This window comes from Wolbachia endosymbiont of Drosophila aff. chauvacae BK-2020 (genome assembly GCF_032848195.1).
GTDB lineage: Bacteria > Pseudomonadota > Alphaproteobacteria > Rickettsiales > Anaplasmataceae > Wolbachia > Wolbachia pipientis.
Genome location: NZ_CP136586.1, coordinates 475,122 through 500,313 on the forward strand (window position 1 = coordinate 475,122; position 25,192 = coordinate 500,313).

The 25,192-nt window shown below is 36.6% G+C and carries 26 protein-coding genes, 3 tRNA genes and 1 pseudogene; 13 read left to right on the forward strand and 17 right to left on the reverse strand.

The window, feature by feature from the left end:
• Window positions 1–6 precede the first annotated feature (6 nt).
• The 7 genes and pseudogenes from ltrA to R0F62_RS02505 all read right to left on the reverse strand — a co-directional run bounded on the left by ltrA (window position 7) and on the right by R0F62_RS02505 (window position 6,044).
• Window positions 7–1,353 carry a group II intron reverse transcriptase/maturase gene (gene ltrA, locus R0F62_RS02475; RefSeq protein WP_316659861.1) on the reverse strand — a complete coding sequence of 449 codons (1,347 nt, stop codon included), beginning with the start codon at window positions 1,351–1,353 and terminating at the stop codon, window positions 7–9.
• Between the two features lie 37 nt (window positions 1,354–1,390).
• Window positions 1,391–1,534, reverse strand: a complete 144-nt coding sequence (locus R0F62_RS02480) for a hypothetical protein (RefSeq protein WP_173862902.1) — start codon at window positions 1,532–1,534, stop codon at window positions 1,391–1,393.
• Between the two features lie 454 nt (window positions 1,535–1,988).
• A pseudogene (locus R0F62_RS02485) lies at window positions 1,989–2,234 on the reverse strand (PD-(D/E)XK nuclease family transposase); the annotation flags it as partial.
• Between the two features lie 279 nt (window positions 2,235–2,513).
• On the reverse strand, window positions 2,514–3,677 hold the full coding sequence (gene dxr, locus R0F62_RS02490) for a 1-deoxy-D-xylulose-5-phosphate reductoisomerase (protein WP_070356952.1): 1,164 nt from the start codon (window positions 3,675–3,677) through the stop codon (window positions 2,514–2,516).
• A gap of 72 nt (window positions 3,678–3,749) precedes the next feature.
• Complete coding sequence (locus tag R0F62_RS02495) at window positions 3,750–4,247, reverse strand: hypothetical protein (protein WP_010082318.1); 498 nt, start codon at window positions 4,245–4,247, stop codon at window positions 3,750–3,752.
• A gap of 320 nt (window positions 4,248–4,567) precedes the next feature.
• On the reverse strand, window positions 4,568–5,269 hold the full coding sequence (locus tag R0F62_RS02500) for an ABC transporter ATP-binding protein (protein WP_015589314.1): 702 nt from the start codon (window positions 5,267–5,269) through the stop codon (window positions 4,568–4,570).
• Window positions 5,262–6,044 (reverse strand): MlaE family ABC transporter permease, encoded by a 783-nt coding sequence (locus R0F62_RS02505; RefSeq protein ID WP_038199265.1) that lies wholly within the window; start codon window positions 6,042–6,044, stop codon window positions 5,262–5,264. The genes R0F62_RS02500 and R0F62_RS02505 overlap by 8 nt, the downstream gene beginning before the upstream one ends.
• A gap of 910 nt (window positions 6,045–6,954) precedes the next feature.
• Between R0F62_RS02505 and rpmF the strand changes: the two genes are divergently transcribed.
• From rpmF to R0F62_RS02525, 4 genes are all read left to right on the forward strand, one after another.
• Complete coding sequence (gene rpmF / locus R0F62_RS02510) at window positions 6,955–7,137, forward strand: 50S ribosomal protein L32 (RefSeq protein ID WP_010962967.1); 183 nt, start codon at window positions 6,955–6,957, stop codon at window positions 7,135–7,137.
• Window positions 7,138–7,147: 10 nt separating this feature from the next.
• Window positions 7,148–8,185: a phosphate acyltransferase PlsX gene (plsX, locus tag R0F62_RS02515; RefSeq protein WP_038199264.1), complete on the forward strand. Its 1,038-nt coding sequence runs from the start codon at window positions 7,148–7,150 to the stop codon at window positions 8,183–8,185.
• Complete coding sequence (locus R0F62_RS02520; RefSeq protein ID WP_274978972.1) at window positions 8,178–9,134, forward strand: beta-ketoacyl-ACP synthase III; 957 nt, start codon at window positions 8,178–8,180, stop codon at window positions 9,132–9,134. Before plsX ends, R0F62_RS02520 begins: the two co-directional genes overlap by 8 nt.
• A gap of 111 nt (window positions 9,135–9,245) precedes the next feature.
• Complete coding sequence (locus tag R0F62_RS02525) at window positions 9,246–9,416, forward strand: hypothetical protein (protein WP_010082311.1); 171 nt, start codon at window positions 9,246–9,248, stop codon at window positions 9,414–9,416.
• A gap of 560 nt (window positions 9,417–9,976) precedes the next feature.
• Here R0F62_RS02525 and R0F62_RS02530 read toward each other — a convergent pair.
• From R0F62_RS02530 to mnmE, 3 genes are all read right to left on the reverse strand, one after another.
• Window positions 9,977–10,993 (reverse strand): NAD(P)/FAD-dependent oxidoreductase, encoded by a 1,017-nt coding sequence (locus tag R0F62_RS02530; RefSeq protein WP_274979260.1) that lies wholly within the window; start codon window positions 10,991–10,993, stop codon window positions 9,977–9,979.
• A 168-nt stretch (window positions 10,994–11,161) separates the two neighbouring features.
• Window positions 11,162–11,249: transfer RNA gene (locus R0F62_RS02535), tRNA-Ser, on the reverse strand.
• Between the two features lie 47 nt (window positions 11,250–11,296).
• Entirely contained in the window at window positions 11,297–12,823 is a 1,527-nt protein-coding gene (gene mnmE, locus R0F62_RS02540) for a tRNA uridine-5-carboxymethylaminomethyl(34) synthesis GTPase MnmE (protein WP_274979259.1), read from the reverse strand.
• Window positions 12,824–12,954: 131 nt separating this feature from the next.
• Here mnmE and nuoI point away from each other — a divergent pair, with 131 nt between their 5' ends.
• The 5 genes from nuoI to infC are packed head-to-tail and all read left to right on the forward strand — an operon-like array spanning window position 12,955 to window position 16,265.
• A complete protein-coding gene (nuoI, locus tag R0F62_RS02545) occupies window positions 12,955–13,437 on the forward strand; it encodes an NADH-quinone oxidoreductase subunit NuoI (RefSeq protein ID WP_274979258.1) in 483 nt (160 codons plus the stop codon).
• Entirely contained in the window at window positions 13,437–13,559 is a 123-nt protein-coding gene (locus R0F62_RS02550; protein WP_255322257.1) for a hypothetical protein, read from the forward strand. Before nuoI ends, R0F62_RS02550 begins: the two co-directional genes overlap by 1 nt.
• Complete coding sequence (locus R0F62_RS02555; RefSeq protein WP_010962961.1) at window positions 13,553–13,840, forward strand: hypothetical protein; 288 nt, start codon at window positions 13,553–13,555, stop codon at window positions 13,838–13,840. The genes R0F62_RS02550 and R0F62_RS02555 overlap by 7 nt, the downstream gene beginning before the upstream one ends.
• Window positions 13,833–15,734: a threonine--tRNA ligase gene (gene thrS / locus R0F62_RS02560; RefSeq protein ID WP_010962960.1), complete on the forward strand. Its 1,902-nt coding sequence runs from the start codon at window positions 13,833–13,835 to the stop codon at window positions 15,732–15,734. The genes R0F62_RS02555 and thrS overlap by 8 nt, the downstream gene beginning before the upstream one ends.
• Window positions 15,735–15,746: 12 nt before the next feature.
• Window positions 15,747–16,265, forward strand: a complete 519-nt coding sequence (gene infC, locus R0F62_RS02565; protein WP_006279610.1) for a translation initiation factor IF-3 — start codon at window positions 15,747–15,749, stop codon at window positions 16,263–16,265.
• 28 nt (window positions 16,266–16,293) lie between these two features.
• Here infC and nuoF read toward each other — a convergent pair whose 3' ends face one another.
• Entirely contained in the window at window positions 16,294–17,547 is a 1,254-nt protein-coding gene (gene nuoF, locus R0F62_RS02570) for an NADH-quinone oxidoreductase subunit NuoF (protein WP_010962959.1), read from the reverse strand.
• Window positions 17,548–17,566: 19 nt separating this feature from the next.
• A tRNA-Lys gene (locus R0F62_RS02575) sits at window positions 17,567–17,639 on the reverse strand.
• Window positions 17,640–17,980: 341 nt separating this feature from the next.
• Between R0F62_RS02575 and R0F62_RS02580 the strand changes: the two genes are divergently transcribed.
• The 4 genes from R0F62_RS02580 (at window position 17,981) to R0F62_RS02595 (ending at window position 20,743) form a co-directional block, all read left to right on the forward strand.
• Window positions 17,981–18,056: transfer RNA gene (locus R0F62_RS02580), tRNA-Ala, on the forward strand.
• Window positions 18,057–18,268: 212 nt separating this feature from the next.
• Entirely contained in the window at window positions 18,269–19,744 is a 1,476-nt protein-coding gene (locus R0F62_RS02585) for a magnesium transporter MgtE N-terminal domain-containing protein (RefSeq protein WP_274979256.1), read from the forward strand.
• Window positions 19,745–19,785: 41 nt separating this feature from the next.
• Window positions 19,786–20,271 (forward strand): hypothetical protein, encoded by a 486-nt coding sequence (locus R0F62_RS02590; RefSeq protein WP_274979255.1) that lies wholly within the window; start codon window positions 19,786–19,788, stop codon window positions 20,269–20,271.
• Between the two features lie 97 nt (window positions 20,272–20,368).
• Window positions 20,369–20,743, forward strand: coding sequence for a hypothetical protein (locus R0F62_RS02595; RefSeq protein ID WP_010082372.1), 375 nt, complete (start codon window positions 20,369–20,371; stop codon window positions 20,741–20,743).
• Window positions 20,744–20,815: 72 nt separating this feature from the next.
• Here R0F62_RS02595 and ccmE read toward each other — a convergent pair whose 3' ends face one another.
• Genes ccmE through R0F62_RS02620 form a run of 5 tightly spaced genes read right to left on the reverse strand, consistent with a single transcriptional unit; the run spans window position 20,816 to window position 25,190 of the window.
• Window positions 20,816–21,208, reverse strand: coding sequence for a cytochrome c maturation protein CcmE (gene ccmE, locus R0F62_RS02600; RefSeq protein WP_010082373.1), 393 nt, complete (start codon window positions 21,206–21,208; stop codon window positions 20,816–20,818).
• A complete protein-coding gene (locus tag R0F62_RS02605) occupies window positions 21,192–21,329 on the reverse strand; it encodes a CcmD-like small membrane protein (protein WP_010962957.1) in 138 nt (45 codons plus the stop codon). Before R0F62_RS02605 ends, ccmE begins: the two co-directional genes overlap by 17 nt.
• Window positions 21,326–22,369 carry a biotin--[acetyl-CoA-carboxylase] ligase gene (locus R0F62_RS02610; RefSeq protein WP_010082374.1) on the reverse strand — a complete coding sequence of 348 codons (1,044 nt, stop codon included), beginning with the start codon at window positions 22,367–22,369 and terminating at the stop codon, window positions 21,326–21,328. Before R0F62_RS02610 ends, R0F62_RS02605 begins: the two co-directional genes overlap by 4 nt.
• 17 nt (window positions 22,370–22,386) lie before the next feature.
• Window positions 22,387–23,751 carry an NADH-quinone oxidoreductase subunit N gene (locus R0F62_RS02615; protein ID WP_095742783.1) on the reverse strand — a complete coding sequence of 455 codons (1,365 nt, stop codon included), beginning with the start codon at window positions 23,749–23,751 and terminating at the stop codon, window positions 22,387–22,389.
• The gene (locus R0F62_RS02620; RefSeq protein ID WP_010962955.1) at window positions 23,748–25,190 is read right to left on the reverse strand and encodes a complex I subunit 4 family protein; all 1,443 of its coding nucleotides are present in this window, start codon (window positions 25,188–25,190) and stop codon (window positions 23,748–23,750) included. Before R0F62_RS02620 ends, R0F62_RS02615 begins: the two co-directional genes overlap by 4 nt.
• Window positions 25,191–25,192 lie beyond the last annotated feature (2 nt).

The following is a 25,192-nucleotide window of genomic DNA, read 5'->3' on the forward strand; positions in this document are numbered from 1 at the left end:
TCTTAATTACCTTATCTCTTTCGGTTTGTTCTTGCATATGGGTGCAGCAAAGACCCATTGGCGTTGTTTCATTACCTTGAAGTAACGATTCTTTATCCAACGTAATCCTTTACGAGGATGTCTTTTCTTTGCCCATTTCCATAGAGCACACATAATTTCATGGTCTATTTTGTTAAAAGCTCTTTTCGCACACACATGGCTGTAGTAATTTCCCCATCCCCTTAATAGGGAATTGAGCAACTTGATTAGTACGGCCTGAGTGTTCGCTATGTTTGCCTTTATCAATGTACGTGCTTTATTAAGAAGTTTCTTAATACTTTCTTTTGAAGGTTTTATAATTAACTTCTTATTATACCTGCGTACATTACAACCAAGAAAGTCAAACCCTGTTGTAATAGATGTAATTTTTGTTTTCTCTTCGGAAAGGATAAGACCTCTCTCCTGAAGAAAGGACGATACTAGAGGTTTTACTTCATTTTCCAGTACTTCACGTGTGATTCCTGAAATGATAAAGTCATCTGCGTACCTGATTACATTTACTCCACTTCTGATTTTGCTTCTTCTTTTACTGCCAAGTTTACCAAATTGACTTTCCAATGATTTTTCAAGTCCATTTAGGGCTAGATTTGCTAGTATTGGAGAGATGATACTACCTTGTGGGGTACCTGCAGTTGTGGAATACAGAGTTTTTGATTCTAGGAAGCCAGCTTTTAACCAGCTATGAAGAATTTTCTTCTCCATAGGAATATGCTTCATGAGCCATTCATGGTTAATGTTATCAAAACACCCTTTAATATCACCTTTGAGTATCCATTGTAGTTGGTTACGGCTTGCCAGTAACAAGTGACAAGCCACAGTAGCGTCTGCGCAGGATCTTTTTGGTCTCAAACCATAAGAGTGACGATCACTGATCGTTTCAGCTATCGGTTCCAAAGCAAACAAGTATAATGCTTGCATGGCTCTATCTTTTATCGTAGGGATTCCAAGAGGTCTTCTTTTGCCATTAGACTTACTGATGTATATCCGTTTTAGCGGAGAAGGTTTGTATCCTCTTTGTTTTAATAGCTTTATTCCTTGAAATTTTGTGTTGCAAGTTGACCATATTTGACGATCTACACCTGCTGTGTTTTTTCCTTGGTTTTCAGTTACTCTCTTAACCGCCAAAGCTTTGCCGCTAAAAGAGCGTGTGAGAAGGTGTTGTAAAGTTTTCACCTTACCCCATCTGCCTTGTTGGACAGCCTTAACAATACGCCTCTGTAGCCTCATAACAACTTTTTGGCATTTCTTCCAGGGTAACTGGTTCCATGCTTCGGAGTTATTGGTAGGTGCACTTACAGTTGTACTTGTAATCATCTGCTTTCCTACCTTAAGTGGTTAACAAAGTTTCTTGTCATGAGGGACCAAATGGAAGTCTGCTCGTTTTCACGCGAATTAATGTTACAAATTCTATCCATTTCGTTACAAAATGGCATTCGCTTTCTCCATTATCCTTTACCTGCACATCCATCAGCATTCCTTGCGGGTTGCCTGCCATATAGGCGAAAATACAGGCTTATCCTGTTCCTTTTGTCATACAATAGTGGGTTAGGTGGCTTCTCTATACCGGTGGAATTATTATTTGCGTACCTCCAGAAATGAAAAATGTAACTCATCCACATTACCTTTTGGTCGGAGCTTATCAGCATCTTTAGCTCTTTAATCGTTACGATACTTATGAAGCTTCACTTACGTTCACCATACCACTAAGCCTAGCCCTCCAACCACATGATGCTTGTAGTTTATGCTTTCTCTCACGATTGAGCATCTTCTTTATCAAGAGGAGGTTCATTGTCCGCGTCGCTCGGCACCAACTGGTTACCCAATTCGCACTGATGCGTAGACTCAGATGGCAAAACATCTGGTTCAATAAGCTTTAGAATCCTTTCAGTTTCTTTCTGAATGAATTCCTCTCCTTTTAAACAATATGACCGAAGGCTTTCAGGTCGCACCATTTCAATCACATACCTAGCCCCACTAGAGTCCCTGCAAAGAACATCAACTATACTTTGCTTATCAGAGGCAATTTCAGGATCCATTATAGTACTGAGGAATTCCACTTCTTGTATAGTATTTATCTCGGTAAACCCTAAAATATCATTCAAAAAATGTATGAGAATATTCTTATTTTTTTCAGTGCCAAATATTTTTTTGAAGGTTAAATCCAGCTTAGGGTCGAGAAACTTAGATAAAGCCATAGCCAAAGTGCTTAAAAATATTAATAATTATACACTATTATTAACAATTATTCAACCATATTTTTGAAGATAGCTATGCCGCCGCGAACCGTCATACCGCCGCGGTATCTCTAGATCCCGCTAACAAGCAGCGGGATGACGAATTACTTAACCGTCATACCACCGCGAACCGTCATACCGCCGCGGTATCTCGGCATAGATTCCGCTAACAAGTAGCGGAATGACGATTGTGTATCGTGTTTTGCTAAAAATCACAGAATGCAGTCTGGTTACATTACTCTAGCTATACGCAACAACTTTACTTTCAACAATTTTGTGAGCAATAATACGACTTTCATAATCAATATTTATTATATCAGATAGTGAATTAATATCAGTATAACTACCAAAACTTTCCATTGTTGATTCCACTACCTCTACTATTTTTAAAAAGCCGATTCGTGACTTCAAAAATTCATTAACAGCTATTTCATTTGCAGCATTGAGCACAATACTGTTTGTTTGTGGAGCAGAAGAGTTTAACACTGCCATGCTAAGCTTTAGCGCAGGAAAACGCTTATGGTCTGGTTCTTGAAAGGTCAATTTTCCTTGCTTTGTTAAATCTAATTTACGATTTAAAGCTGATCTTTCCGGCCAAGATAGAGCATATGAAATAGGAATTGCCATGTCAGTTTCTGCAAGCACAGCAAAGTTGAACCCATCCTTATAAGTTACAATTCCATGTACTATTGACTCAGGATGCACTATTGCTTCAATTTTATCCGGGCTGATATTAAACAAGTTATGTGCTTCTATTATCTCTAGTGCCTTATTCATCATTGTTGCGCTATCAACCGAGATTTTCTTTCCCATATTCCAAGTGGGGTGACTAAGCGCCTTATCTACCATAACATTTCTTAATTGCTCAAGGCTATAATTTAAGAATGGTCCACCAGAAGCAGTAAGTATGATCTTTTCTACGCATTTGTCGTCATTTTGCAAAATTTGAAAAATTGCATTGTGCTCAGAGTCAATAGGGATTATTTGTACATTTTTTTCTTTAGCTTTTTTGAGTAATAACTTTCCACCGCAAACAATGCTTTCTTTGTTTGCCAATGCAATGACTTTGGTACCGCTTTCTATAACTTCCATAACTGGCCCAAGGCCTGCAATGCCAACTATTGCAACAACTGAGAGATCAACAGGTATGGTAGCAATATTTGTAGCACCAATTGCTATTTTTACATCTGTACCAAGTAAACTTTCTTTCAAATCTTTGTAAAGCCTTTCATCGGAGATAGCAACATATTTTGCATTTAGCAGTTTTGCTTGGTGTGCCAGTAGAGCAAAGTTCGAATGGGCACTTAGTGCTTCCACTTGGTATTCTTCTTTTCTCTTTGAGAGCAAATCTACAGTCTTTTTTCCAACACTTCCTGTTGATCCCAAAACTGAAACCTTTTTCACTAAGACAAACTCATAACAACAGCAACTTTTCTTATTAGGCCTTCTTCCAACTATTCAATAGTTTTTAAGTGTTTAACCAAGTTCATGTCCGTGGTCATCGCCAACAGATGGTGAAGGACCAGGTGAAAAAGATTGACCATGGTGATCACCTGCATCATGCATGTCTTGCAAACCATCAGCATTATGAGCTATTTCGTTATTGGCATGAGGGTAATCATCTGAGTGATGTCCATCATCACCATGAGCCATATCCATTTCTTCTGATGGCATATCTTCCCCACCTCCACCTGAAAAATATTCTGCAAGGCCTTCAAGAAGTTTTATGCCAAACATATTACCTGACTTTCCAAACAATGTTACTAGACTACTGCCACTCACCAAACCTTCAAACACGTTACTATAAGCAGCAATTGCTCCTTCATGAAAGTTGAACAACCATTTCATTCCATCGACAACTGTTGAAACAGAGTCACTATGACCAAGACCAAAACCACTTTTCTCACCAGCAGCCTCTTGGTGTTGCTGCTGCGCTTGCCATTCTGCAATGTTTGGACCTTGAGCTTCACTCATAAATTTTTACTCTCAACCTTAAGCTATTATTTTATCACAAATATTGCAAAATATCAATAGAGCTTTTGAATATAGCTAATACAAACAATTTCTGTCATCCTATATATAGCTAAACTGACTTACGACAATTTGAAAAACGACAAATTCGTCATTCTGCTACTAGTTAGCGGAATCTATGCCGAGATACCGCGAATGAATCGCGGTATGACGTGTTAGCTATAGGATCCAGTTTGAAAAAAATCTGAATTCCAATGTTCACTACCTTTTACAAAGTTAAAACTTAAAAATATGACTGTTAGCAATAGTGTATATATCTTTAGCTATATATAATGAATGAATTTTTTTATATATTCGTTATTAGTATTTTGTATTTCCTGAACAGTTCCATGGGAAATGATCTCCCCTTCATATAATACTGCTATTTTATCAGCTATTTTAAATGCGCTATGAATATCATGTGTAATCGTGATAATTGTAGGGTTAAGATCTCTAGATAATTTTATTATTATCTCGTTTACTATATCTGACATAATTGGGTCCAATCCTGAAGTTGGTTCATCCAAAATAATGATTTCTGGATTGTGTGCAATCGCCCTTGCAAGTGCCACTCTTTTTTTCATTCCACCTGATAGCTCTATTGGAAACATATCTGCTATGCTTTCCTCCAGTCCAACATCATTTAACTTCTCGATTGCTAGCTGTTTTGCCTCTTTTTTGCTGATATTAAAGCGCTTTTTATAATTAAAAGATATATTTTCCCACACTGTAACGTAGTCAAATAAAGCGGAATTTTGAAATAAACCCCCAAATTTATTTTTGCTTTTACTATTTATTTTAACAGACCCTGAGTCTGGAGCAAGCAAGCCGATAATTGTTTTTGTTAATACAGATTTGCCGCTTCCTGAGCCACCAAGTATGACTAATGATTCCCCTTTTAATATATCAAAATTTAGATCTTTTAGTACTGTCCTATCATCAAAAGATAAGCTTAAGTTCAATATTGATATTATGGGGTTACGCATGTATCAAAGTAATCATGTAGTTTGCTAAAATGATCAGTATGGACGATAAAACAACAGTTGATGTTGTAGCAACACCTACTCCTCGTGCACCTTCTTTGCAATGGTAACCGTAATAGCAGCTTGAGACAGAAATTATGGCGCCAAATGCAGTTGCTTTTATTAGCCCAGTTATAAAATCATACGTATTAAAGAACTGAGCTGTGTGTTTAATGTATATATTTAAATTGTGGTTAAATTCGAAGACTGCAGTGATGCATCCTCCAAATATTCCTATTAAATCTGCACATACTGTAAGTATGGGAAATACTATGATTGACGCTAAAATCCTTGGTGCAATTAAATATTTGAAAGGGTTGATGTTCAAAGTTGTAAGGGCATCTATTTGCTCGGTGATGCGCATCGTACCAATTTCTGCTGCAACTGATGATCCAACCTTTCCTACCATTATTAAGCTGATCAAAACTGGTCCTAACTCTTTAATGATAGTGATCGTAACAAGTTTGGGTATTATCTGTTCTTGGTTAATTAATGGGTCACTCAAGCTACTTTGTAAAACTATCGCCGCTCCTATAAAAACTCCAGTGAGCCCAACAATTGGCAGAGAGAAAAAGCCTATCTCTATAATTTGTCTTGCTATGTTGCTAAAATAATATGGTGGCACAAGGCAGTGGTATAGAGATTGAATAAAAAATATGAATGCACTACCAAGCCTTAACAAAAAATTGATAAAGTACCTACCAATTATTCTAACACTATTTATATCAAAAAAGCTCACTTTGTATTCATTTTAGCTAGAGGTTAGTCTTACTGATTTTATTAAAATTTTTATTAACTTTATCGCAAAGTATAGCTGAGATATGTTTTAAGTTCAATATACTTGATGTTTTAATTTAAAGCTTAACCCAAGAAAGGTTTCCCTACGTCATACCGCCACGGTATCCACAACTGTACGAACGTTGTAGTTTGGGAGCAATTCCCACCAGTGGGCCAGTGCCCAGACACTGGGATGGCTTTGTTGCATCGCTACTTATGAAAGGCTAACTATAATTAGGATTATAAGCAACTTATTGAAAATCTTGTTTTTTTGCAATCAATCTGATCAAATTTAAGAATAGTAATTTGTTATTTATATTAATAAATTTAATTCTATTGAAAATAGCTAAAGCATTGAAATTCTTGAATTTTAGCCAGATTAGTGAGTGGTAGTGAAATTTCTTTTACTCAAATTTAGGTATTCACTGACCGTTCTTGTTATAAATACCAGAATAATAAGCTACTGATATTCCCTATCTTTTTTATCTTTAATCCATCATAGCTAGCGATGCAACAAAGCCCACTGGGATCCAGCTTCTATGCAACTTAATTAAAAACGTTTGTTTTAGCATAAGACAACTACCTTTAGCTCATCAGCTCAGTTATAAGCAAAATTTCTGGATTCCAGACTGGAATGACATCATCTGTTGTGCAATTTACCTTCAAAAATGAATGTTCGTACAGCTATGGATTCATTCGCGGTATAGATTCCGCTAACGAGTAGCGGAATGACGGTTTTTCAAATTGTAGAGCCACTTTAGCTATAGAACTCAATTACATAAGCAAACCTTACTTATTTTACTATCCCTGTTTACTTCCTGTAAAAAACATGTTACTAATGAATTGAATTTTGTAGTAGAATGGAGGAAGTTTTGGCAGTTCCAAAAAGAAAAAAGTCAAAGTCAAGGCGTAATATGCATCGTTCTCATCATGCTATTGAGCCTAAGAATGTTGTGGTATGTTCAACAACTGGGGAATTCATGTTGCCTCATAACGTAGCAGTTGATGGCAGTTACAAAGGAAAACGGGTTTTCATCAAGCAACAGGCAGAGTGACTATTATGATATGTTATCTACGGTCAATAATAATATAGTTATTGCACTTGACGCTATGGGGGGCGATTTTGCGCCTCTTTCCGTAATTCATGGTGCTGGTTTTTTTTTAGACAACCTTGTTGACCCAGGCATTAAAGTTTTTTTTCATATTTATGGAGATAAGGAAGAAGTATCTCCTTTGCTTTTGAAATATAAAAAAGTAAGTAACAATTCTGAATTTACTCATTGTTCTGACAATGTCCTTGCAAATGATAAGCCATCTTTTGCGCTGAGACATCGTAAAGACTCAAGTATGAAAGCTGCAATTGTTGCAGTGAAAGAAGGTAAAGCTTTCGGAGTGGTATCTTCAGGCAACACCGGAGCGTTGATGGCAATTTCCAGATTTATTTTAGGAACATTACCAAACATTTATCGTCCTGCTATTGCCTCTATCTGTCCAACTAAGACAAAAAGCTTCGCTTTGCTTGACCTTGGTGCAAATGTTGATTGTAATGCCGACTCATTATTTCAATTTGCGTTAATGGGTAGTATATTTGCAAAAATAGCATTAAAAATTGACAATCCTGAAGTTGCTTTGCTAAATATCGGCACAGAAGAAGTTAAAGGTAATGACTCAGTGCGCGGCGCTTTTGAGTTGCTTAAAAACGCTCCAGGCATTAATTTCAAAGGGTATATAGAGGCAAGTGAATTTTTAGAGGGTAATATAGATGTGATTGTTGCTGATGGTTTTGTTGGCAATGTAATGCTCAAAACGGCTGAGGCAACCGCTAGTACCTTTATCAATCTAATAAAGCAGGAAGTATTCAATTCGTGGATAGCGAAAATGCTTGTTGGTATATTGTTAAAATCCAAACTAAATAAAGCTTTAACGCGTTTTAATCCCAAAATTAGAAGTGGAGCTATGTTTTTAGGGCTGAATGGTATCATCATTAAAAGTCATGGAAATTCTGATGCTATTTCTTTTGCCCATGCCATAAAATTTGCAGTAAATGCAATTAGTGAAAATTTAAATCAAAAGATAATTAACGGGGTAAGTCATATTGAATAAAAGTTTCATATTAAGCACTGGATCTTACCTACCAAGAAAAATGTTGAGTAACAACGAAATTGCATCGATAGTTGAGACGAGCGATGAATGGATAAGGCAGAGAACAGGAATAGTTCAAAGGCATATAGCAGATGAAGGAGAACTAACGTCAGATCTAGCTGTAAATGCAGCAAAAAGTGCTATAGAAAAAGCTAAAATTTCAGTAGATGAAATTGACTTGATTATAGTTGCTACAACAACTCCTGATAAAACTTTTCCTAGCTGTACAACGATTGTACAAAGTAAGTTAAAATGTAAAAACGCATTTGCTTTTGATGTACAAGCAGCATGCTCTGGTTTTATATATGCAGTTACAGTTGCTGATTCGCTCATAAAATCTAACAATAGAATTAAATATGCATTGGTTATAGGTGCTGAAATAATGTCTAGGATTGTTGATTGGGAAGATAGGTCAACTTGTGTACTCTTTGGTGATGGTGCTGGTGCAGTGGTGATGAAATCAGAAATGGGTAGAAGCGGCATCATATCAACAAACTTATACTCTGACGGCAATGTGGACATACTATGTACGAACGGAGGGATATCCTCAACTGGTGATTCTGGAAAAATATGCATGAATGGAAGAGAAGTGTTTAAACATGCAGTGGATAAGTTAACAGCCTCAGTAGAGGAAACTCTGAAATGCAATAATTTGAAAATCACTGATATTGACTGGTTAATTCCCCATCAAGCAAACATTCGTATTATTGAAGCAGTAGTAAAGAAATTAGATTTTCCTATAGAGAAAGTGATTAATACCGTTGATAAGCATGCAAACACCTCAGCGGCATCAATTCCACTGGCCTTAGACTATGCAATACAAGAATCAAAAATAAAATCAGGAAATCTGGTACTGCTGATTTCAATAGGTGCAGGCCTGACCTGGGGTTCCGTGTTGCTGCACTATTAGACTTCCTGCATTACCTCCTGTCATCCAAGTACCCTCTTTGTCATTCCAGTGCCTCTTTCTCCTGTCATCCCAGTGCCCTGACTACTTGGATCCAGAAAAAAGAATGGTGTCATGAAAGTAGCTGATACTGGTTTTCATCCAAGAGGGTGTCATCTCAGTGCCCTGACTACTTGGATCCAGGAAAGTTTGCTTGTAAGCAAGCAAACTAGCACAGAAAGTGGTTACAACATTTTCGATGAGATTATATGGAAAACTAGATCCCAGTGTCAAGCACTGGGATGACAAAAAAAGGAGCACTGGGATGACAGCAGTCCTACGTCATACCGCGATTCATTCGCGGTATCTCTAGATCCCGCTAACAAGCAGCGGGATGACGGTTGTCGTTTAGCCATAAATATTTAAGAAATTTACCAAATGAAAAAAAAGGCAAAAGAAGCCCTGGGGTTATTATCCGCTTTAAAATATTGGCGTTTTTTATGTTTTAAACGCTTGACAAGCGAGATTAAGCTGCTTTTAATTGCAACTAACTTACGCTGCAAACGTTTAAGAAATTTACTAAGCAGAAAAAAAGACAAAGAATCCCCGAGTTAGCTAGTCTTTTACTATCTCTGTCGAGTATTGGCATTTTTTGATGTCTTGTAACGCTTTGTAAGCGCGTTCAGCTTATTTAGATAAAAATCTAGATGTAGATGAAGTTTTGTAAAGACATACAGTATCTATATACTGCAAAAAATTGAACATAAGACGCCGATACATTAAGTAATCCTTACCTTTTAATCTGCAGATTGGCGAAAGCAAATACAATAGCTTCAGTTTCATGATAAGGGAGCTGGCGAGGTTTGTCAAGGAAGTTTTTCTTTTCCGTGAATTCCCTTTGAGGTTGAATATTGAAAATTAACCGGAGAGTTGTGGATTACTTTGTATATGTCATAACAAGCCATGGCGCTCTCAGCAAAACCATTTAGTATTAATTTTAGTTTGCCTGAATAAATAGCTATATCTCCGATTGCATATATCCTATCTCTACTGGTTTTAAGTGTAGCTGGGTCGACAACTATGCGGCTATGTTCTAACTGTATACCCCAATTGTTTATTGGACCAAGATTCATTGACAATCCAAAAAATGGCAGCAAAAAATCAGCGGATATTTCTTTTTCTTCCTTAGAGGCAATGTTTTTTACTATCACTGCGCTCAACTGCCCATTACCTCCTGCTAGTTCGTGTAATTGATATGGCACTACCAGTTCTATTTTTCCATCAATTTCAAGTGATTCTAATTTATTTCTAGTTTCAGGAGTGCAGCGAAATTCCTTTCTCCTATGTATCACATAAATTTTCTTCGCAACTTTAGAAAGTTCTACAGTCCAATCAGCCGCAGAATCACCCCCACCTGCAATGACTATAGTTTTGTCCTGAAAATCAGAAATTTTATTTACACTGTAAAATACAGATTTATTTGCATATTCTAATATACCACTTAAGGGTGGACGGTTAGGTTCAAACATTCCGTTACCTGCAGCAACAATAACGGCTTTGCATTTTACCTCTGTACCTATGTTCGTTATGACAGTAAAGCTTTCACCTTCGTTATTTGAAATCTTTTCCACTTTTTGACTTAAATGGTAAACAGGCTTAAATGGCGAAGATTGCTCCATTAGTTGCTCAATTAATTTTTGGGCAGTGATTACAGGATAACCAGGTATATCATATATTGGCTTTTCTGGGTAAAGAGCTGTGCATTGTCCTCCTGCTTGATCCAAAACATCTATTATATGACATCTCATATCAAGCATTCCCGCTTGAAAAGCAGTGAATATTCCAACAGGTCCTGCACCTATTATTACTATATCGGTTTTCATATTCAGATGGTGATCTATTTATAGATATTAGCTTTCTTTGCTAACAAGGTCAATTTACAAAGGGATGTATTTTTAAAAGATGTGGCTAGATTAGACAAGATTTCCAGCGTTATGAACCACATAGTCCAAATAAGCTCTAAAAATCAGCTAGCATAGCGAGATGCTGTGCGGACGGAATGGGATTCGAACCCATGGTACGCTCATCACGTACGTCAGTTTTCAAGACTGGTGCCTTAAACCGCTCGGCCATCCGTCCATTTCTTTTCTATCACAACATTTGATTTTAAGCAATCTATAAAAGCTTTACTTGCCCACGCAAAAGTTGCTAAACACACTACTCAATATTTCCTCAACATCAATAATTCCAATCACCGCACCAAGTTCAAATGCAGCAAGCCTCAAATCTTCAGATATCAACTCAATTGGATTATCGATATTAAAACGTTGTAAATGTTCCAGTGCTTTCTTCATGTGATTCCTATGTCTTTGCCGAGTGATTACAGGAGTGTCTCTATCATGCCCAAATTTTTCCTCTGCCTTCTCTTTTATGAGAGAGATCAATTTGTTTGTACCTATTTCCTTTAGAATAGAAATGGGTAAAAGATCTATGCCATTAATTTTTATATTGTGATTATTGATAACATCGTCAGCTTTGCTCAATACATAAATGGTGTCATTTTGGTCTGATGTCATGCAAGTAGCTGACACTGGAATCCAGCTATGAACATTGTTTTCAGCACATGTTTCTAGAATCCATTGTCTATTGCATAATTTGCAAGTATTTTTATATCTGGATCCCAGTGTCAAGCACTGGGATGACACCGTTTGTTGATTACAATATTTGCATAGTTGTGTGTCAACGACAGATGGTATATTGCCTGTGGCTTGATAATTGACATCGTGTCGTTGTTCAAAAGGAAATAGCTCTATTCTTAAATCAGCTTCAAAAGACCTCTTTTTCGCTCGACTTATACCTTCTAATTCTATTGGATCTGAACTTTCACGAATTCCAGCAGTATCAGAGAGAATGATTGGGTATCCGCCAATGTCAATATGAGCTTCAAGTATATCTCTTGTTGTGCCTGCATATTCAGAAACAATAGCAATATCACGCTTGGCTAAGAAATTAAACAGAGTTGATTTACCGACATTTGGTTCACCAGTTATTACAATATGTAAACCCTCACGCAACCTTTCGCCCCGTCTATTATCATTTAAATGCTCTTGTATCAACTGCACGAGAGATTGCACTTCATTATTAATTTTTTCCAATTCACTTTTTTCTGCCCAAATGTCCTCTGGAAAGTCTATATATGCTTCGATTTTGGATTGTATCGTTATTAATCTTTGCCTCCAATTGCTGTATAGTCTCTCCAATTCTCCTGATATCTGCTTAATCGCTTGTTTAGCTTGCATTTTCGTCTCAGCATCAATTAAGTCTGCAATCCCTTCTATTTGCGTTAAGTCAAATTTACCATTTAGAAAAGCCCTAAGTGAGAATTCTCCAGGCTTGGCCATAACGAAAACTTTTGATAATTCCTCCAAGATGATTTTTATAACTGCCTTGCTTCCATGCACTTGTAACTCTATAACGTCCTCGCCAGTGAAACTGTTTGGAGCAGGGAAATAGATGATTATTCCATTATCTATCAATTGACTGGAATCATCATATAGATCAACTAAAGTAGCAAATCTTGGTTTAATTTCTTTCTTAATATGAAAATGATTTAAAACTTTAAGCGCGTAGTTGCCTGAAATTCTGATTACTGCAACTCCTGACTTACCAAATACGGTCGATAAAGCGAAAATAGTTTCATTTGTGTTTGTCATTATTTATATAAACTACTTAGCAATATTACACTTAAGAAACCAAAATACCTAAAAAGTCACCCAGGTGAAAATATTTATTTTGAAAACTGATAATATGATTTATAATGACTGACACAAGTTTTAAATATTTTATGCTCAAGAAATTAGCTTGGTACTGGTCTTTTGTAGAGTTAATTAAAGGGTTTGTTATTACATTAAAATATATGTTTAAGCCAAAGGTTACTTTGAGGTATCCTATGGAGAAGGGCCCTTTAAGTCCAAGGTTTCGTGGTGAGCATGCGTTGCGTAGGTATCCAAACGGTGAAGAACGATGCATAGCTTGTAAATTATGTGAAGTTATCTGCCCTGCTCAAGCAATAGTTATTGAAGCAGAGGAAAGAGAAGACGGTAGTCGCCGCACCACGCGCTATGATATTGATATGACAAAATGCATATACTGCGGACTTTGCCAAGAGGCATGTCCAGTTGATGCAATTGTTGAAGGTCCTAACTTTGAATTTGCTACTGAAACAAGAGAGGAGCTAATGTACAATAAAGAAAAGTTATTGCGTAATGGTGAAGTTTGGGAAGACGCAATTGCACTCAGGTTAAAAAAGAATAGCCCTTATTATTAATGTTCAGAGCTTATAACCCTGTTATCCATTATGATTTAGGGGCAGTGCCCACTAGGGGTGGTGTCATCCCAGTAGCTGATACACAACTGTACGAACATTTGTTTGCGAGGGCAGTATGTTAAATGTTATAGCCTGTTTTGCCTCAAACACAAAGGTGTCATCCCAGTGCTTGACACTGGGATCCAGTAAAATTGATTGTGAACAAGCACACTATGCAACATTTTCAATGAAATTACAAAAAAGCTGGATTCCAGTGTCAAGCACTGGGATGACACCATTTGCTGTGCAATTTACCTTCGAAAATGAATGTTCGTATGGCTATGTGCGTGACACTGGGATGACACCGTTGGAAGAAGCAAACCGCCTTCAAGCTACATGTCCGTATAGGTTTATTTATGGTTAGGGTTACTTTTTCAACCGAACAAAAAGTAAAAGAATACAGTGGTAAAGTCACTGGCTTTGATATATTACAACCGGATGCTTTGAAAGAAGTAGTTGCATTGAAAGTAAATGGTGAGCTATATGACCTCTCACGTGAAATTGAAGCTGATGCAGAGATAGAGGTGATACAACTGAGTGACGAAGTGGGTTTAGATATAATAAGGCATGATGCTGCTCATATAATGGCGCAGGCAGTGAAAGAGCTATTTCCTAATACTCAGATTACTATCGGCCCAACAATTCAGGACGGTTTTTACTATGATTTTGCTACAGATCGTACCTTCACTACGGACGATCTTACCGCAATAGAAAAGAAAATGAAAGAGATTGTAAAAAGTAACCACAGATTTGTTCGAGAAGTTTGGACTCGCAAGCAGTCAGTTGATTTCTTTAGTGGTATAGGCGAAAAATATAAGGTTGATATTATCTCATCCATACCAGAGGGTGAAAACCTAACTGTTTATAGGCAAGGTGATTTTGTTGACCTATGCCGTGGTCCGCACTCACCATCAACCGGTAGAGTTAAAGCGTTTAAACTTATGAAAGTAGCGGGTGCATACTGGCGTGGTGATTCTAAGGGCCCAATGTTGCAGCGAATATATGGCACAGCATGGGGAAATAAGGATGAATTAAACGCTTACCTTGAGTGCCTCAAAGAAGCAGAAAAACGTGATCACCGCAAAATTGCTAAGGATATGGATTTATTTCACATTCAAGAGGAAGCTGTTGGGCAGGTTTTTTGGCATGAACAAGGATATATTCTATATAATGTTCTTGAGTCTTACATCAGAAAGAAGCTAATAAATAATGGCTATTTTGAGGTAAAAACTCCTATTTTAGTAAGTAAAGAGCTGTGGGAAAGATCTGGACATTGGGATAAGTTTCGTGAAAATATGTTTATTGTTGACGAATCTGAGAATAAAAAGTTAGCAATAAAACCCATGAATTGTCCTTGTCATGTGCAGATTTTTAATTCTCACACCAGGAGCTACCGTGATTTACCAATACGTATGGCAGAGTTTGGCACATGCCATAGAAATGAAAGCTCAGGCTCATTGCACGGACTGATGCGAGTGCGTGGTTTTACGCAAGACGATGCACACATTTTTTGTATGGAAGAACAAGTGAATTCTGAGACTATAAAGTTTTGTGACCTTTTAAAAGAAGTATATTCAGAGCTTGGATTTAATGAAATTTCTGTGAAATTTTCAGACCGTCCAGATATTAGAGCAGGTAATGATGAAGTGTGGGATAGAGCTGAAAAAGCGCTGCTTGAAGCCGTTAAAGAAGCGGGCTTGAGTTATAAACTTAACCCTGGTGAAGGTGCATTTTATGGTCCAAAGTTAGAGTTCGTTTTGAAAGACGCAATAGGCAGAAATTGGCAATGTGGAACATTACAAGTTGATTTCATTTTACCAGAACGTCTGGGAGCTTTTTATATAGGGGCAGATGGGCACAAGCATCACCCTGTCATGTTACATAGGGCAATTCTTGGGACTTTTGAGCGTTTTATCGGAATTTTGATAGAAAATTATGCAGGAAAATTTCCAGTTTGGCTTGCTCCAACGCAACTTGCTATTCTGACCATTACAAATGAAGCTGACGGTTACGCCACAGAAATTAGCAATATTTTAAAAGAACAAGGTGTGAGAGTCAAGACTGATTTGACCAATGAAAAAATTAGTTATAAGATACGTTTGCATAGTTCAAACAAGGTTCCTATATTGTGGATTGTAGGCAAAAATGAAGTTACAAGTAAAACTGTGTCAGTAAGAAATTTAGGATCGGAAAGACAGGAGTCTTTTTCTTTGGAAAAGGCTAATGAATCGCTGTTAAAAAGTATTAATTTGAATTAAGGGAGTTAAAGTTTGCAAGTTAAAAAGAACAATAAAAACAGAATTAATGGATTTATCACAGCTAAGGAGGTACGCTTAGTTGATCATAGTGGTGAAATGGTCGGAATCGTGCCAATAGAACGAGCTTTGGAATTTGCACAGGGTGTTGGTTTAGACTTGGTGGAAATTGCACCTGATTCAACCCCTCCAGTATGTAAAATTCTGGATTATAGCAAGCAAAAGTATGATATAAAAAAGAAAGCAAGTGAAGCAAAAAAGAAACAAAAAACATTAACTATAAAAGAAATTAAACTGGGTCCCAATATTGGTGATCACGATTACGGAACAAAATTGCGTCAAGCAAGAGACTTACTTGCCCACGGACATAAAATTAAAGTCACAATGAGATTTAGAGGGAGAGAGCTTATAAACACTGAAGTTGGACTGGAAAAATTAGAACGGCTAATTCGAGACACTGAAGATATCGCAAAGGTAGAATTGGCACCTAAAAGAGAAGGGAATCAATATTTTTTAGCTCTGGTTGCTAAGTAGCAAAACGGCTTAAGAAGTATAAGTAAAGTTAAATTATCGCTCTCTCTTTGATAACATGGCGAAAATGTCTTATTAATCCTTGAATCGGCCAAGCTGCAGCATCGCCAAGTGCGCAAATTGTATGTCCTTCTATTTGAGTTGTAAGGTCAAGCAGCTTATCTATTTCATCAGGCTTAATATCTCCTGCCACCATCCTCTTCATAATCCTCCACATCCATCCAGTACCTTCACGGCATGGTGTGCATTGTCCACAGGACTCATGCATATAAAAGTGTGATAACCTCTCTATTGCAGCTATTATATCAGTTGATTTATTCATCACTATTACAGCAGCAGTACCAAGCCCTGATTGTGCAGTTCTTAATGAATCAAAATCCATTTCAATAGTATCACATATAGATTTTGGAATTAATGGCACTGAAGACCCACCAGGTATTACAGCAAGTAAATTATCCCAACCTCCTCGCACTCCACCTGCGTATTTTTCAATTAATTCACGTAATGGAATTCCGAGCTCTTCTTCAACATTACACGGGTTGTTTACGTGCCCTGAAATACAAAAGACCTTGGTACCAGTATTATTTGGTTTACCAAGAGATGCAAACCATTCTCCTCCGCGATTCAGAATATCTGGAACCATGGCTATAGTTTCAACGTTGTTTATTGTGGTTGGGCAGCCAAAAAGTCCAACACCTGCGGGAAATGGAGGCTTCATGCGAGGAAAGCCCTTTTTTCCTTCAATTGATTCGAGTTGAGCTGTTTCTTCCCCACATATGTAAGCTCCTGCGCCCCTATGGATAAACACATCAAGATCATAACCTGATTTGCAGGCATTTTTTCCAATTAAACCTTCTTTATAGGCTTCCTCAAGTGCTTTTTTTAGAACTAAATATTCATTATAAAATTCACCCCTGATATAAATATATGCAACTGATGCGCTGATCGCTTTGCCGGCCAGGAGAATTCCCTCAAGTAACTTATGTGGCTCATATCGCAATATATCTCTATCTTTACATGTACCAGGTTCTGACTCATCTGCATTGACTACTAAATATGCTTTTGGGAGATTTTTGGGCATAAAGCTCCACTTAAGGCCGGTGGAAAATCCTGCACCCCCTCGACCTCTCAAACCAGATTTCTTTACTTCATCAATGATCTTTTCTGATCCTAAATCCAGTAATTCCTTTGTTTTTTGCCAGCTACCACGTTTTTTTGCACCCTCAAGTAGTGGAGTTCCTTTACCATTTAGGTTGGTGAATATTTTGTCTTGTTCTTTTAGCATGTTTTTCAAAATTTGTGAGTGATCCCGACGCGATTCGAACGCGTGACCCACTGATTAAAAGTCAGTTGCTCTACCGGCTGAGCTACGGGATCATTTCATTTTTCAGCTATACTAAACATCAATACAGTTTTTATCCGTTTTAATCAAACTAAAATTTTCATGTGTGGTTAAATAAATTATATAATATACTGCGTTAGTGATAATTTAGTTAAAAAATCTATGAATAATTTAAAAAAATTTCCAAAGGAAAACTTCTTGTTAATTTTCAGTTCACAGATTTATTTGGATGGTGTGACGTATAACGCTAAGGAGACAAAAAAATAGAGAAGTGTGTACACCCTGCAGAATTTGTACACTATTTGGCAATAGCCTAATAGATAAATATTTCTTGCATTTCAGCCTGAGTGATTTATGCTTTAAGCAAGAATTACCTGGGGGTATAGCTCAGCTGGTAGAGCATCTGTTTTGCACGCAGAAGGTCAGCGGTTCGATCCCGCTTGCCTCCACCAGTCTATACAGCTCTAGCCGCCACAAAACCTGTCAAAGCAGCTTATTTTAATCTATGAGGATTTTATACTATTTCCCTGAAAATCTCTATTTCTTTTCGTAACTTTTCTCTACACAAGTAATGTTGGTTATTACAATTGTAATATATACTAACTTAACAATAAATTAATCAATAAATGTTAGAATACTAACAATTAATTTATTGGTAACGCCTATGAGTGGAAAAAAGCATGTTTTTAAGATGATACCTGGAAAAGAGGTGTTTAGAAAAACCCCGACTACAAGGATAAAGTGGCCTGAAGGTAATGATCCTACAATGCCTATTAAAAAAGTTGAGCTTGTATCGCTGGATGATAAAAACGATGTAGTACTAGGCTTATTGCCTATAAAACTTTGCAGCAGTTCTTGCCTAGACAGTTACATATGTCTGGAGGAAGAAAATGAAGGAAATCTGGTAGCCAAAGATTATAAAAGTGATTCTAACTTAGATTATGTAAAAAGTAACCATACATTTGTATATTACGGTAATGAGTTGGCTAAGTTATCATATACAAGAGAGCTTGTGCAGCCTTTCAAAACTATGTGTAGCAGTTCTATTAAATCAAAAAAATTGGAATACAAATATGTAACATGGGAAGATTCAGATACTGGCAACAATAAATATTATTTTTCAGACGAGGCAGGAAATATAATCGATTCACCTGACAATGAGGTATTACAAGACATTATGTTATACTACGGTGAGAGACATATAAGAGATGTGCTACTGTTGCTATCAAACGCGTTTACTAAAGTTTTTATTCAGGGCCTAACAGACGGCCAACTAAAAACTCTTGCCAATACTCTTAGTAACGAGCAACTGCAAAAAATAATTCCTGAACTGAGCTCAAGCCAGTTGCAGGCCTTAGCAGAGAACTTAACAGATGAACAACTCCAAGCTTTAGTGGATCATCTAACCAATCACCAGCTAAAAACCCTCGCTCAGGAACTAAATCCAGAAAAGTTACAAATAATTGTTCCTATTTTAAATGATACTCAGCTTGAAGCTCTAGTGAGAAAATTAAATTCAGAGCAAGTAAAAGAAATTTTACCTCACTTAAAAGTGGATCAGTTCAAAGCACTTATTAAAACTTTAAATGACGAGCAATTTACAGTGCTTGCAAAAGACTTGGCTGAGCACCACTTGACAATACTCTCCAAAGAATTAGAAGGTGATCAGTTGAAAGCTTTAGTAAATAGTCTGCAAGAAGAACAACTGAAAGACTTAGTTAATAAGCTTGATCCTGAGAAACTCGAAGCAATTGCTCAGGATTTAACTGATTCTAATAAGATTCAGATTATCATTAAGTCTTTAGTTGACACCCCAGACAAACTTCAAGCTTTTGCTCGCAATATGTCTAATGAGCAGTTTAAAGAACTTTTGGATAACGTAGGCGCAGAAGAGCTTAAAGACATCATTCACAAACTGCCTTATGAGAAAGTGACAGCTGTGATCGGTGATCTCAGCAATCAAGATCAGTCTAAAGCTATTATTGATGCATTAAAAGGGAAACTTGACGAGCAGAGTAAACAGAACAAGGAAATGATTGAGATGCTCAAGCAAATCAAGGACGATATGCCAGGCATTGCAGAAGCTCCAGATTTTACAATAGTAGAAAACAATAACGATTCAATGCTACTTGTATGGTAGCAATTTATGAAAATCAATTTTTTTATAGGAGGTAACTTATTATGAGTAAAAACAATGTAGAATTATATTTTGGTGACGAGCCTTCAGACCAAAGTAAATTACTAAAACTTGAGAGCCCGGTTTTTACAAAACCAGATTTTGTAAAACCAAGTATAGATTCAGTAAAAATTCAGAATAAAGAAAAAGGTGCTAAGGAGTTAGATTTTGATATAAATCAGCCACTGGAAAAAATACCTATAGCGGAAATGAAGCAAACAGCCGCAGCTATAACATACCTTAAAAAGGGTTATGATGGCTTGATAGACAGTATTAATGAGTATAACACAAGTTTAAGCAGTAACATTACAACTGGCATAGTGGAGCCACTGTCAACAACTATATCAAATATAGGGAACAATACAACTGAAATAAAAAGTCAACTTCAAACTCTTCGAGATGAGCTTCAGGAATTTCGTGATGATCAGCCAGGCATTGCAGAAGCTTCCATATTCCCTCATGCTACTAGCGAAGAGAACGGGTTGCTTTAATAAAAAAGGTAATAGCTTGCTAGCTGTTACTCTTTCCACATACCACTTCAATGTAGCTGAATTGATTTTAAAATTATAATTTTTTATAGGAGTTAGCATGAATAATAGTAAACAAGAAAGCAAAAACGAACTTAAAGTAATAAGCAAAATAGAAGTTAACACCAAACCTAAAGGTTATGATGAAACAGTTGCGCGAAATCCAGCGCAGCTTGGTTATGTCCACAAAGCTTTAGATAAATTAATCGCAGAGCTGAACACGAAATTCGTTCCTGAATTGGATGATGTATTGCATAACAATAGCAACTCTATCAGTCAATTAAATGACATGCTAACAGAAGAAAGGAGTAAGCTTGACGAGCTAATTACAAAGGTTGGTAATGAAAATAGTGGTTTAGTACAGAGCCTGAATAACTTACAGACAAAAGTAGAGGAATTAGAAAACAATACCATTAATGAACCAGATTGGGGTTAAACTGGAAAGAGTAATAGTCTCTAGGCTGTGACTCTCTCTACATACCGTTTCAATACAGCCAGGTTAAGGAATCTATTTTAAAACTTTTGGCATATAGTTCTCATCATGTTTTGCAAACACTGTATCTGCAAGAAAAGTACTATTATCAAACATTTTACCTTGCACAACAACACCACTTTTTTCTGAAAACATTGGTGGAAGTATTCCCTGATATTTCACCATAACGCTCTTATTAAAATCTGTCATTTGAAAAATCACTTCACTTTCGTTGCGTATCACGCTATTTTCAACAACCATTCCACCAACACGGATTAGTTTTTGACCATTTGGTAAAACTATTGCCTCACTTACTGTATAGAAAAATGAGATATTTTCTTTGAGCGTTGTTAAAATAAAAAAAACTGCACAACTTAAAAAGCAGAAAATTCCTGAAGTTATAAGTAATCGCTTATGTTTCTTCTTCATGATTATCTTTCAGGCTTTCTAGAATTTTTTTACTTTTAGTATAACAAGAAATGGTAAAAATTAGCTCTCCAGCAATCAGCGTGAAACTAATAAGGTAAGCAAAAATTACATATGTATTCATAATGCATTATCAATAAATAACTCACCTGCATCAAAATAAATTAAGCTTCCATCCTTTTGCTGCAACACCAATTTACCACTTTTATCTATATCAGCAAAAATTCCTTCATACAATTTGTCAGCTAACTTTACACTGATTTGCTCATTCATTTTGAATGCTTTTTTTAACCACATTTCTCTTATAGCATAAAACCCATCAAGTAGCCATTGCTTTCTTAGCTTATTAAAATTTATTATTAATTTCTTTAACAGATCTATGTTAGACACAGACTCACCGTAATTGCTAATGCACGTTGTTCCTGGAAGTGGTGCATGACTGACATTAATTCCAATTCCTATAATGAGCCAATTCGAATTGGATCTTTTTTCAAGCAATATTCCACTTATTTTCTTGCCATCGATTAGAATGTCATTTGGCCATTTATACTGGAGATTTAGACCATTTATAAATGACAGTATAGCATTTCCAACAGCAAGAGCAGTAACAAAAGTCAATTCTGTTAATTTGCTAACTTGATTCATTAAACCTCTTTCTATCATCCCAGTATTTTCCCCAGTGCTTGACACATAACTATGCGAACATTGCAATTTGCAGGTGGTATGTGGTGTCATTCCAGTGCGTGACACTGGAATCCAGTTCTTATTACACAGTTGCCTGATGTGCCCATTTGTAATTAAGTTTTCTGGATCCCAGTGCCAGGCTACTCGGATGACATCATCCTTGGTGGGAATACCACAACGTTTGTACAGTTGTGTGCTTGACCATTCTTCTTGATTTCTAGATTCCAGCGTCACGCGCTGGAATGACACCGAAAGCTGGCTTTCATTCAGATAATCGTTAAAGAGGTTTATTACCAAACTTGCATAAAAATTACCCTCTGGAGAAATCCAGTTTTTTCCGGTGCGCCCCCTGCCTTCTGTTTGTTTATCAGCAACAATAATAGTTTCATTTGATATTCCTTTATCAATTAAATCCAACGCTTCTTTATTAGTGCTTGAAACTTTTTTGTAATGATGAATATGAAAACCCTCAGGGGTCACCTTGTCAGCCCTTTAGTTCAATGAGTGAGTAAAACGTACAAGAAAAGAACGAGGTTGATCAGCGAAGCCACCGAAGTGATAATGAATAGGCCCTTAGAATAAGCAACCTTATTACCACTAGCTTTATCGAAATACATAGCTTTTATAATATTTAGATAATAGTAACACGATACAACACTCGCCACCACAAGGGTCAAAGACAGGCTGATAAAGCCAGAATTTATTAAACTTTTGAATATAAAAAATTTAGCGATAAAACCTGCAAGTGGAGGTATTCCCGACATCGAGAGTAACAGTACAGAAAGATGAAATGCTACAATTGGGCGTTTCTTCCCTATACCAGATAAATTTGCAATATCACAATCTTCATCGTCAATTTGTACAAGATATGAGAATAGCCCTATGCTTGTGATGATATATATCACCAGATACATTAAGGCACTATCTGTTCCTGCTTGTGTAAAAATAGAAAGTGAAGCAAATATAAAACCAATGTGACCAATTGAACTGTAAGCAAGCAGCCTTTTTAAGTTTTGCTGACGTAAGGCCCCAAAAGCTGAGATAAGAACAGACAATGCTGAAACGTATAAGAAAATAGGCTGAACATAACTTTTTACATTTACTAACTCTTCATTCATCAATCGAATTAAAAATGTTACAAGTGCAGCTTTTGGGGCCGTAGAAAAAAACGCAGTTACTATGGTAGGTGCACCTTGATAGACATCTGGAGCCCACATATGAAAAGGAGCAATAGCAAGCTTGAAACACAAACCAATTAGGACAAAGACTAACCCAAAAACTATTCCATAAGTTATCTGATGGTTTTGCAAGAATGAACCGAGCTCAGAGAAATTGACTTGTCCTGTATATCCATAAAGCAGCGACATTCCATATAGCATAATGCAGGAAGATAATGCACTGAGTGTAAAATATTTCACTCCTGCTTCGCATGAATAAATCGAATCTTTATTAAAGCTTGCAAGAACATACAAAGATATACTCATCAACTCAAAAGCTAAATAAAAAGAAATCAGACTATTTGCTGAAACCAAAGTTATCATGCCAAATAGCGCAAAAAGAATCAGCATTGAAAATTCATACTTATAGTCATATTTTGATAAATTCAGCATCAAAAGTATTAAAATTCCTGTGCTGAGAATTAACCCTTGGGCTGACCTGATGTATAAATTGAGTTTTAACAACGAATTAAAGAGAAAAATTTCATTGTTTTCTGCCGAAAGAATTAAAATAATCAAAGTTACCACTGTGCAGCCAAGTGCTAATAAGTTGATAGTTCTGCGGTTAAATATAATCCCAAGCAGCAGCAACACTAACGAGGAGATAATAGAGAACGTTTCCGGCAATATCTGTATATAATTCATAGCGCATTATATTTGACTAACAAATTTGCCATACATGGCTTCAAATAATTCAGTGCAAGGGTTGGGTAAAATCCAAGCAAAATAACAAACACTGCAAGCAGAATTAAGACAGAAAATTCTATGCTATCCAAACGGTTATTTAATAATTTAGAATAGCTAACCCCCCATATTATTTGCTTACATAAATTCAGCATATAAACTGCGCTTAAAATAGTGCCAAGTGCGATAAATCCTGTAAAAAACCCTATGCTCTTAAACATTCCAACCATAGCCAAAAACTCACCTGCGAACCCAGATGTTCCAGGTAGCCCTATTGAAGCCATTGAAAATAAAATGAACATAAAACCAAATTTTGGCATTGTGTTTACTATGCCAAAATATTTTGCAATCTCCAAAGTTCCAGTTCGAGTATATAGCATTCCAACACATAAAAATAAAGCAGCAGAAATAAGGCCATGACTAATCATTTGAAATATGCTACCCAGTACTCCTTCCTCACAAAATGAAAAGAGGCCAGCAGTAACGATCCCCATATGTGCTATTGAAGAATAAGCTATTAACTTCTTTATATCATCTTGAGCAAACGCAACTAGAGAAGCATATATCACCGCAATAATGCTCAGCACAACAACGAAATTTGAAAAATACAAACTTGCCTGAGGAAGCATTGGAATAGAAAACCTTAAAAATCCATATCCCCCCATTTTAATAAGCAAGCCAGCTAAAATCACAGATCCAGAAGTTGGTGATTGCACATGTGCATCAGGAAGCCAAGTGTGAAATGGAAACATCGGTACTTTTATTGCAAAAGAAATAAAAAATGCAATCCACAGCAATGACTGCACTTCAAGATCAAGGCTTGGCACTAATGTAGCTAATTTTTGTATATTAAACGTTCCAAAAATGTTATAGATGTAAACCAATCCAAGTAGAAATAATAATGAGCCAGTTAATGTATAAAGAAACAACTTAAACGTTGCATATACCCTGTGTTTTCCTCCCCAGATGCCAATAATAAAGAACATTGGTATTAAAACAGCTTCAAAAAACACATAAAAGCTTATAGCATTCAGTGAAACGAAAAAACCGACTACAAAACTCTCAAGCAGTAGAAACAATGCCATATAGGCTTTTAGGGTCGTATAACTCATTTTGCAGTTGTAGAGTATACAAATTACAAACAAGAAAGTTGTAAGCAGAAGGAAAAGCAACGATATACCATCTATCCCTATTCCAACATTTCTAATTGGGTAGCTGACAAACTGAAAGTCCGCATTGTTATAATCAAATTCTATACAAGCTACAATGCTAAGCAAAAATGGAAGTACAGCAAAAAATAGAGCAAGGAATCTTAAGTGTATAGATTGATGATTAATCCTGATTAAGGATAAAATCAACGCTCCTATCAGTGGAAGCAAGAATATACTAAGTAACAACACCT

Excerpts from the sequence above, each read along its gene's own strand:
- R0F62_RS02500 (WP_015589314.1), bottom strand. The coding sequence starts at position 5,269 with ATGCGTAACCCCATAATATCAATATTGAACTTAAGCTTATCTTTTGAT.
- R0F62_RS02615 (WP_095742783.1), bottom strand. The coding sequence starts at position 23,751 with ATGAATTATATACAGATATTGCCGGAAACGTTCTCTATTATCTCCTCG.
- thrS (WP_010962960.1), top strand. The coding sequence starts at position 13,833 with ATGGTTAGGGTTACTTTTTCAACCGAACAAAAAGTAAAAGAATACAGT.
- R0F62_RS02530 (WP_274979260.1), bottom strand. The coding sequence starts at position 10,993 with ATGAAAACCGATATAGTAATAATAGGTGCAGGACCTGTTGGAATATTC.
- ccmE (WP_010082373.1), bottom strand. The coding sequence starts at position 21,208 with ATGAAGAAGAAACATAAGCGATTACTTATAACTTCAGGAATTTTCTGC.
- mnmE (WP_274979259.1), bottom strand. The coding sequence starts at position 12,823 with ATGACAAACACAAATGAAACTATTTTCGCTTTATCGACCGTATTTGGT.
- nuoF (WP_010962959.1), bottom strand. The coding sequence starts at position 17,547 with ATGCTAAAAGAACAAGACAAAATATTCACCAACCTAAATGGTAAAGGA.
- R0F62_RS02585 (WP_274979256.1), top strand. The coding sequence starts at position 18,269 with ATGAGTGGAAAAAAGCATGTTTTTAAGATGATACCTGGAAAAGAGGTG.
- R0F62_RS02495 (WP_010082318.1), bottom strand. The coding sequence starts at position 4,247 with ATGAGTGAAGCTCAAGGTCCAAACATTGCAGAATGGCAAGCGCAGCAG.
- R0F62_RS02555 (WP_010962961.1), top strand. The coding sequence starts at position 13,553 with ATGTTAAATGTTATAGCCTGTTTTGCCTCAAACACAAAGGTGTCATCC.
- R0F62_RS02605 (WP_010962957.1), bottom strand. The coding sequence starts at position 21,329 with ATGAATACATATGTAATTTTTGCTTACCTTATTAGTTTCACGCTGATT.
- R0F62_RS02590 (WP_274979255.1), top strand. The coding sequence starts at position 19,786 with ATGAGTAAAAACAATGTAGAATTATATTTTGGTGACGAGCCTTCAGAC.
- R0F62_RS02480 (WP_173862902.1), bottom strand. The coding sequence starts at position 1,534 with ATGGCAGGCAACCCGCAAGGAATGCTGATGGATGTGCAGGTAAAGGAT.
- ltrA (WP_316659861.1), bottom strand. The coding sequence starts at position 1,353 with ATGATTACAAGTACAACTGTAAGTGCACCTACCAATAACTCCGAAGCA.
- R0F62_RS02525 (WP_010082311.1), top strand. The coding sequence starts at position 9,246 with ATGAAAGTAGCTGATACTGGTTTTCATCCAAGAGGGTGTCATCTCAGT.
- nuoI (WP_274979258.1), top strand. The coding sequence starts at position 12,955 with ATGCTCAAGAAATTAGCTTGGTACTGGTCTTTTGTAGAGTTAATTAAA.
- plsX (WP_038199264.1), top strand. The coding sequence starts at position 7,148 with ATGTTATCTACGGTCAATAATAATATAGTTATTGCACTTGACGCTATG.
- R0F62_RS02550 (WP_255322257.1), top strand. The coding sequence starts at position 13,437 with ATGTTCAGAGCTTATAACCCTGTTATCCATTATGATTTAGGGGCAGTG.
- R0F62_RS02595 (WP_010082372.1), top strand. The coding sequence starts at position 20,369 with ATGAATAATAGTAAACAAGAAAGCAAAAACGAACTTAAAGTAATAAGC.